This is a genomic window from Bradyrhizobium sp. 139 (genome assembly GCF_023074175.1).
In the GTDB taxonomy this organism is placed as follows: Bacteria; Pseudomonadota; Alphaproteobacteria; order Rhizobiales; family Xanthobacteraceae; genus Bradyrhizobium.
In genome coordinates this window covers 25,398-33,995 of sequence record NZ_JADPKS010000159.1, presented here as the reverse complement: position 1 = coordinate 33,995, position 8,598 = coordinate 25,398, and the positions used below count along the sequence as shown (strand labels likewise).

6 protein-coding genes are annotated in these 8,598 nt (G+C 63.8%); 2 read left to right on the top strand and 4 right to left on the bottom strand.

Going from position 1 to position 8,598, the window contains the following annotated elements; genetic code table 11:
* Nucleotides 1-203 precede the first annotated feature (203 nt).
* Nucleotides 204-1,034: an alpha/beta hydrolase gene (locus IVA80_RS34320; protein WP_247439548.1), complete on the bottom strand. Its 831-nt coding sequence runs from the start codon at nucleotides 1,032-1,034 to the stop codon at nucleotides 204-206.
* A 348-nt stretch (nucleotides 1,035-1,382) separates the two neighbouring features.
* Between IVA80_RS34320 and IVA80_RS34315 the strand changes: the two genes are divergently transcribed.
* Nucleotides 1,383-2,336 (top strand): AraC family transcriptional regulator, encoded by a 954-nt coding sequence (locus IVA80_RS34315; RefSeq protein WP_247439547.1) that lies wholly within the window; start codon nucleotides 1,383-1,385, stop codon nucleotides 2,334-2,336.
* 49 nt (nucleotides 2,337-2,385) lie between these two features.
* Here IVA80_RS34315 and IVA80_RS34310 read toward each other — a convergent pair whose 3' ends face one another.
* Nucleotides 2,386-3,846 (bottom strand): glycerol-3-phosphate dehydrogenase, encoded by a 1,461-nt coding sequence (locus IVA80_RS34310; RefSeq protein ID WP_247439549.1) that lies wholly within the window; start codon nucleotides 3,844-3,846, stop codon nucleotides 2,386-2,388.
* A gap of 123 nt (nucleotides 3,847-3,969) precedes the next feature.
* Nucleotides 3,970-6,654 (bottom strand): EAL domain-containing protein, encoded by a 2,685-nt coding sequence (locus tag IVA80_RS34305; RefSeq protein WP_247439546.1) that lies wholly within the window; start codon nucleotides 6,652-6,654, stop codon nucleotides 3,970-3,972.
* Nucleotides 6,655-6,856: 202 nt separating this feature from the next.
* Here IVA80_RS34305 and IVA80_RS34300 point away from each other — a divergent pair, with 202 nt between their 5' ends.
* Entirely contained in the window at nucleotides 6,857-7,975 is a 1,119-nt protein-coding gene (locus IVA80_RS34300) for an NAD(P)/FAD-dependent oxidoreductase (protein ID WP_247439545.1), read from the top strand.
* 132 nt (nucleotides 7,976-8,107) lie between these two features.
* On the opposite strand, the gene IVA80_RS34295 is transcribed toward IVA80_RS34300, so the two are convergent.
* A complete protein-coding gene (locus IVA80_RS34295; RefSeq protein ID WP_247439544.1) occupies nucleotides 8,108-8,290 on the bottom strand; it encodes a DUF465 domain-containing protein in 183 nt (60 codons plus the stop codon).
* Nucleotides 8,291-8,598: the final 308 nt, after the last annotated feature.

Here is an 8,598-nt window from a genome sequence, read left to right as displayed (position 1 = left end):
GATGGAAACCAGCGGATGCGTCGGGTGCATGGAGTACGCCGGAATTTCCACCTCCTCGCCCGCCGCCGACGTGAAGCGAACGGCCAGAGAGAGGCCGTAGAAGACGGCAGGAGCAACGACCCTACGTCGCGATTTCATTGCAAGGGGGCTGGCGAGGCTCTTCCAGGTCATACTTGTCTCCCGCTGTTCCTGATCGGCGCCGACTAGGCCGAGATGAAGGAGAGAATGTCGGCGTTGATGAAGTCGGCATGTGTCGTGCACAGGCCGTGCGGCAGAAGATCGTAGATTTTTAGTGTGCTGTGCTTCAGTAGCTTCGCCGACAGGGGCGCCGAGTCGTCGACGGGTACGATCTGGTCGTCACCGCCATGCAGGACGAGCGTGGGCTGGGTGACGCTTTTCAGGTCCTCGCTGAAGTCCGTTTCCGAGAAAGCCTTGATGCCATCATAGTGGGCCTTGGCGCTGCCCATCATGCTTTGGCGCCACCAATTCCAGATGACGGCCTGCGATGCTTCTGCGCCCGGGCGGTTATAGCCATAGAATGGACCGCTTGCGAAATCTCTGTAGAACTGCGCCCTGTTGGCAGAGAGCTGCTGGCGCAGGCCGTCGAACACTTCGATGGGCAAGCCACCCGGATTGGCTTCCGTCTTCAACATCAACGGCGGCACCGCACCGATCAGGACCAGCTTCGCCACGCGATTTCTGCCATGGCGTGCAACGTAACGCGTGGCCTCGCCGCCGCCCGTGGAATGACCGATGTGAATGGCATTCCGAAGATCAAGATGCTCTACGACGGCCGCGACATCGGCTGCGTAGTGATCCATATCGTGGCCTTCACTCACCTGCATCGAACGGCCATGACCCCGGCGATCATGGGCGATGACACGGTAACCCTTGCTGACGAAGAAGAGCATCTGGTTATCCCAGTCGTCGGCGGTCAGTGGCCAGCCGTGGTGAAAAACGATCGGCTGGGCGGATTTCGGCCCCCAGTCCTTATAGAAAATCTGGACGCCATCGTTGGTGGTGACGGAGATCATAGGATCGGTCCCTTGATTTCGTGTGTTGCTCTCTCAGCGTGGGCACGACGATCTCTAGCGAACCTGGCGTGCCGCTGCCCCAGAGCGATTGCCGTCGCTATAGAGCGATTGCTGCTAACGCCCTGCGCCTCCGCCAATCGCTCGGGGTTTTCGCAGGTCCTTCGGATAGCTCGGTCGATTATGTGTTCTTCCGCTACACCGCAGCGGATAGATCACACTATCGGTCAGATAGTTTACGTGAGGAGTTTGCTGAGGTAAGTTCCGCCATCAGGTCAGCGACCGGCCCACCTACTTGCTCGCGCCATCGCGGCGAGAGCTCCATCGCCACTGCAACTTTGGTTTTGGATCATGAATAAGCCGATCCTGCGCGATCCGTTGCGGGAGCACCCACCCGCCGTATCCGAGGCCCGCCAGAGCAACTCGCCGATCGCCGATGGGCGTCCTGCCGATGTGGAGATGGCCCGTGTGCTGAAGATCGCACCGATGCGCATGGCGTCCGATCCCTCAAGCAGCGCGATCGCTCACTGGAAGCATGGCGCCCTGCATGACGTCGTCGAGCCCATGACAGATCACGTCATTATGACTTACCCCACTGGGGTTCAGCGGCTGGAGCGGCGCAGCGGGAAATCAGTCGCGATTGGAACGGCGCGTTCCGGGGTTGTGACGATCATTCCGGCCGGATCGAGCGCGCGTTGGGATATTCCCGGACCCGTCAACGTCGTTCAGCTCTACCTTCCGCACAGAACGCTCGAGCGTGTTGCCATGGGAGCCGGCGCGTCGGCGCCGGGCGACCTGCTGGAGCGAACGGGGCATCCCGACCCCGTTACATCCCGCCTGCTCATCAGTGCGGCGGACGTGCTGGAAGGCAACGCGGCGCTTGATGCCCTGTTCAGGCAACAGCTGGCGGACCTCCTCGCCACGCGCCTTTTGGCTGCGCACGCCGGTGCGCCAACCACGTTCCAGCCGACGATGGGGGGGCTGTCGCCGAAGGTCCTGCTCCGCGCCATCGAACGCCTGCGTTCGGACAGCGAAGCGGACGTCTCGCTCGCAGCTCTCGCTTCAGAGGCCGGCCTGTCGCGCTTCCACTTCTGCCGGGCCTTCAAGGAGAGCACCGGGCTTTCGCCGCATGCCTGGCTGCGCCAGCACCGTCTCGAGCAGGCCATGAACATGCTGCGCGACACCGACGAGTCGGTCGTCTCGGTCGCCGCGGCGCTTGGCTATGCCTCCCAGACGGCCTTCGCCGCTGCGTTCAGGAAGCTGACCGGAGAAACGCCGAGCGATTGGCGACGGCGCATGCGTTAGCAGCAATGCTCCACAAGCCGCCCGTCCGGCAGATTTATGGGTTCACGGCCTAGTTCACATTCGCCATGAACGCGGCCAGGGCGTCGCGGTCGGCCTGAGGCATGGTCAGGCCAAGCTTGGAACGGCGCCAGAGAATGTCGTCGGGGAAGCGGGCCCATTCCACCTTCATGAGATAGCGCACCTCGGCGCCGGTGAGCTCGGAGCCGAAGGCAGGGCCGAGCTCGTCGCGGCTCTTCGCCTCGCCCAACACCGCGGGCAGCCGCGAGCCATAAGCCGCGACCAGGCGCTGAGCCTCTGGCTCCGACAGAAACCGCCAACGGTCGCGCGCGAGGTCGACCTCGGTGTCGAAACGATCCCAGGCAAAATCGCCGCCGGGCAGCGTTGCGCCGGCGGTCCAGCGCAGCGACATCGGATAGAACGGTGTCAGCCGCGTCACCGCCCGCTCCGCGCGCAGGCGCGAGGTGGTGACGTCGCCGCCGAACATCGTGATCAGCGGCGCCTTGCGCCGGCGCGCGTGGAACAGGGTCGTGCCGTCCCGTCGCCGAGCGGACGCCAGCGTCAGGTTGACGCCGGAGACTGCGCGCACCACGTCGGTCGGCGCGACGCGTTCCCGAAAATAACGGCTGGCCGCCTCGCAGAGATAGCTGACGTCGTCCCCTCGCATCGCGACGATCGCGGGATCGCCGGTGAAGGCGTGCGTGACCGTGCCGATCAGCGTGAAGTCGCGCTCATAGGGGCTCGCGAAGATCAGCCGTCCATCGCTGTTCTGGAAGACGTAGACGTTATCGGACTCGAACAGCCGCGGGACGATGATCTGGCTCATCTGCATCGCCGCCATGGCGGGCTGCCACTGCCGCAGCACGGTCTTCGCGACCATCGAGGTCCAGCCGCCGGTGGCGTTGGCCAGCGCCCGGGCCGTGACCGCGCGGCGATGGCCGCGATCGACCACCGCAAGGCGCCAGGTGTCGGTTCGATCGGCGCGCACGCAACGCGCCCCGGTCCGGATTGCGGCGCCTCGTTCGGCCGCATCCAGTGCCGTGAGCACCACCAGGCGGGAATCGTCGACGACGCAGTCCGAATATTGGAAGGCCGTGCCGAACGGTCGCTTCAGCGCGTTGCCGACCGGATGATGCGTGATGTCGAGGGTTGCTGATGGCGGCAGCCCGCCCCGGTTCGTCAGGCCGTCATAGACATACAGTCCGGCGCGCAGCAGCCAGGGCGGACGCTCGTCGGAATGGGCCGGGATCACGAAGCGCATCGGCCGGACCAGATGCGGCGCGATCCGGAGCCAGGTCCGCCGCTCGGCCAAAGCCCGGCGCACCCGCCAAAACCCGCGGCGCTCCAGCACCGACAGATCGCCGTGGATCAGCCGTGGCGTTGCCGACGAGGCTGCACTGCCGAGATCGCCCTGCTCCAACAGGATGACCCGCAGGCCGCGGCCGGCCGCATCGCGCGCGAGGCTGACGCCGTTCAGGCCGCCACCGATGATCGCAAGGTCGTAATCCGCCATGAAGCCGTCGAATGGGAGCTGAGCGCCCGCCATCACTAGAGCCGTTTCCGTCCCGATGAAATCGGAACGGCGCTCCAGATTGTTGTTTTGAGGCGCTTTGTTTACGCGAGCCGGGATCCACAGCTAGCCGGTCTTGAGCGCAAGCTCCATGGTCTCGGCGCGACCGACGAGGCCGGCATATTTCCCGATCGGCAGCGGCTTGCCGAGCAGATAGCCCTGCACGCCGTCGCAGCCCTCCTTGGCAAGGAAGGCGAGCTGGTCGAGGGTCTCGACGCCCTCGGCGACGATCGACATTTCAAGGCCGTGGCCGAGATCGATGACAGCGCGCACGATGGCCGCCGATTGCGGATTGCGGCCGAGATTGATGATGAAGGCGCGGTCGATCTTGATCTTGTCGAACGGGAACGCCTGGAGATAGCTCAGCGAGGAATAGCCGCTGCCGAAATCGTCCATCGAGATGCGCACGCCGAGCGCCTTCAGCCGGCGCAGCAGTGCAAGTCCGCGGTCGAAATCCTCGATCAGCACGCCTTCGGTGATTTCGAGCTCGAGCCGGCCAGGCGCCAGACCCGTCTCAATCAGGATTGAATGGACCAGCCCGACAACGTCGCCGTGCATGAACTGCGCCGGCGACAGATTGACCGCGACCTGGAGCGGCTTCGGCCAGGACGCTGCCTCGCGGCAGGCCTCGCGCAAAATCCACTCGCCCATCTCGACGATCAGGCCGCTCTCTTCGGCGATCGGAATGAATTCGGCCGGCGAGACCTGACCGCGCACCGGATGCTGCCAGCGCGCCAGCGCCTCGAAACCGATGATGTCGCTCTCTGCGACGCTGTGGCCCGCCTCTCCCTGCGGCTGGAAGGCGAGCGAGAGCTCGCCGTTCTTGATCGCCATCGAGAGGTCCTGATGCAGCACGCGGCGATCACGGATCTGCTGGTCCATCTCCGGCTGGAACAGGCTGATCGTGCCGCGCGATTTCTGCTTGGCACGGAACAGCGCCGCGCCGGCATTGGCGAGCAGCGAGGCGCCGTCGGCGCCGTTGTGCGGGAAGATCGACATGCCGGTGGTGACACCGGCGCGAACCGGGCGGCCGTCGATCTGGAAGTCCTCGGCCACGGCATCACCGATCTGCTGCGCCAGCGCAAGACCCGCCTCCGGCTGCTTGCCGTCGATGATGAGGCCGAACTCGTCGCCGGACAGGCGCGCCACCACGCCGCCGCGCGCGGAGTCCTGAAGCCGCTGGGCCACCTCGATCAGAAGCTTGTCGCCGAGCGCATGACCGAAGACGTCGTTGACCTCCTTGAGGCCGTCGAGATCGACGCAGAGGACGGCAAACTCCTCGCTGGTGCCTTCGCAGGCCTCGATCATCTGGGTCAGCGCCTGAAGGAAGGCGGCGCGGTTCGGCAAATCGGTGAGGCCGTCGTGATAGGCCATGTGCGCCATGCGCGACTCGGTCTGCCGGCGGTCGGTGACGTCTTCGTGGGTCTTGATCAGATATTGCGGCTCGCCGGCATCGCTGAGCACGGTCGCCCGCCGGGTCAGGAACAGCCGCAGGCCGTCCTTGGTGGAGATCGGATGCTCCTCGGTGATCATCCCGCGCTTCTTGATCGCAGCTTCGTCGCGCGCGATGATCAGTTTGGCTTCCTTGGGATTGAAGATGTCGGAGGCGGTCAGGCCCGTGGCGTCTTCGCGCCGACGGTTGAGGATCGTCTCCGCGCTGCGATTGGCGAGCAGATAGCGGCCGTCCTTGACCTGCTCCACGATCAGCGCCACCGGGATGTTGTCGACCACGAGCTCGAGGAACTTCTTGGTGCTCTCCAGCTCCTGCGACAGCGAGCGCCGGTCGGTGACGTCCTCGAACACCAGCATCAGGAATTCGGGCTTGTTGTGCTCGTTGCGGACCACGATCCGGATAGACGCAACCATGCGCCGCTCACCGGCGCGGTCGACCTCGAATTCATTGCGGAACTGGCCGTCCGGCGAATTCAGCGCCGCCCGATCGGTCGCCTCGATGCTGGCTGCCGAGACGGGCGCGAACAGCTCGCGCGCAGTCTTGCCGACGGCGTGGTCGCGCGAGAACCCCCAGAACCGCTCATAGGCGCTGTTGGCGAAGATGTAGCGGCCGTCCTCGATGGTCTTCGCGGCGACACAGGCCGGCACATGGTCCAGCACGGTTTCCAGGAACTGCTTGGTGGAGGCGAGCTGACGCGACAGCCTGCGCTGCTCGCTGACGTCCAGATGCGTCGCCACCGAGCCGCCGTTCGGCAGCACAAAATATTTCACGAGGATGGCGCGCCCGTCCGGCAGCTCGGTGATCAGCCCGTTGGGGCTCGCCGCCTTCTCATAGAATTCATCATCGCTGGAGTCGAGCATACCGCGGTCGCGACGGAGCTTGAGGATGTCATGCCCGCTCATGTCGGCCCAGAGATCCGACCGCGACAGGCCATAGATATCGAGATAGCGGTCGTTGCAGAAGATCACGCGGCGCTGCGCGTCGGTCATCACCACGCCCTGGTTGAGATTGTTCATGGCGGAGGAGACAAAGGCGTTGCGCCGCAGCTGCAAGCGTCTGGTCCGGCGCAGTGAGGAATGGATCCACAGCGCGATCGCGGCCAGGAATGCACAGACGACGATGCCGCCGATCAGGGCTTCCCAGACCACGTTGGGATCGAGCTTGCCGAGATAGCTCGGCGGGGCGAAACTGTCCGAGAGGGCAAAGGCACGCGCGGGCGCGACCGCGCTGCCCAGGCACACGACGGCCTGCACAGCAATCGGAAGCGTGCTGCCCACGTGCCAGTTCTTCTCAGCCATCAGCCACCCGCGATTTCAACGTCGGATTGTCTGGCTTCACGGGTTTGGATCGGGTAAACGCCTGTATGCGCAACAGAAAAATGTGACGCCAAATACGGCAATTGCCCTGACATGATAAATACTTCCTTAACGAAAAACGGCCCCGCGCCGTCGTTCTCAGGCCCGACGGCACGGGCGCTTTTGGCAGACACCTTGCACAGCCATGGATAAGGTCGACTGCGTCGTCGTCGGAGCCGGCGTGGTCGGGCTCGCGGTGGCTCGAAAGCTCGCCCAAGCCGGGCGCGAGGTGATCGTGCTCGAGGAAGCCGAGGCCATCGGCACCGTCACCTCCTCACGCAACAGCGAGGTGATCCATGCCGGGATCTATTACCGGGCCGGGAGCTGGATGGCGCGCATGTGCGTCAGCGGCAAGCATGCGCTGTACCGCTACTGCGATGAGCGCGGCATCCCCCACAAGAATTGCGGCAAGCTGATCATCGCGACCAGCGCCAAAGAGACCGAGAAACTGCAATCGATCAAGGCGCATGCCGAGGCCAACGGCGTGCTCGACATGCAGCTGCTCACGGGCGAGACCGCACGCGCGCTGGAGCCGGCGCTCGCCTGCGATGCCGCGCTGCTCTCGCCGTCGACCGGCATCATCGACAGCCACGCCTACATGCTCTCGCTGCGCGGCGAGGCCGAGGCCGCCGGCGCGGCCTTTGCGTTTCACACCCCGCTGATCCGCGCCAAGGCCGTCGGCGATGTGATCGAGATCGAGGCCGGCGGCGAAGCGCCGATGACGCTGCAATGCAGCCTGCTCGTCAACGCCGCCGGGCTCTCGGCGACTACGGTCGCACGCCACATCGACGGCATGCCAATTGACCGGATCCCGTCGGCCTATCTCGCCAAGGGAAACTATTTCAGCTGCAACGCCAAGGCACCGTTCTCGCGCCTGATCTATCCGGTGCCCGAGCCGGGTGGGTTAGGGGTGCATCTGACGCTGGACATGGCCGGGCAGGCGCGCTTCGGCCCCGACGTCGAGTGGATCGAGACGATCAATTACGAGGTCGATCCATCACGCGCCGAGCGCTTCTATCCGGCGATCCGGAAATACTGGCCGACGCTGCCCGACGGCGCGCTGATGCCGAGCTATTCAGGCATTCGCCCGAAGATCGTGCCGCCGGCGGTGGCCACGCAGGATTTTTTGATGCAGGGCCCGCGCGATCACGGCGTCGAAGGCCTGATCAATCTGTTCGGCATCGAATCGCCGGGACTGACGTCATCGCTAGCGATCGCGGATCACGTCGCCGAGCTCGCAAACGTCCAGGCGTCGTGCGAATAGTTTTGCGCGGTGCGCACCTTCCAGCAAGTGCGCACCCTCCAGCAAGTGCGCACCTTCCAGCAAGGATGAGTGCAATAGCTCTCACCCTTGCGTGAAAGGGTATGTTCAACTCTACGCTGTTACAGGGGGTTACTAGTGGAGCGTGTCGCCATTGTGCTTCAGGCGCTCGATCTGGTCCTTGACCATCAACTTCCGTCGCTTCAACTCAACAATTCGCAGGTCGTCTGTTGAAAGGTGCACGAGAGCTTCGTGCAATTCGTTTTCGAGCGTTTTGTGCTTCCGTTCCAATTCAACCAGATGTGCCTGAATTGTCATTCGAAACCTCCTCGGTAGGGGTAAACCTTGGATTCGATCCGGACGAGGAAGTGTACAGCACCGATTCGTTCTGTCGATGGGTATCCATAGTCGCAGTGTCATTTTTGAAAATTCATATGTAACGAAGCGTGAGTAAGGAACCACGCTGGAAAAATCCATGATATCAACATGCTTGCGCAACGCCGCAGCGAATGCTCGAAATATCTTGCGAGAGTTCGGTGAACGGCGGCCCGAGATCGCTTGCGATCACGCCGCGCAAGGACGATAATTTCCACAGGGCATCCACAGCCTTGAATCTCACGTCTATC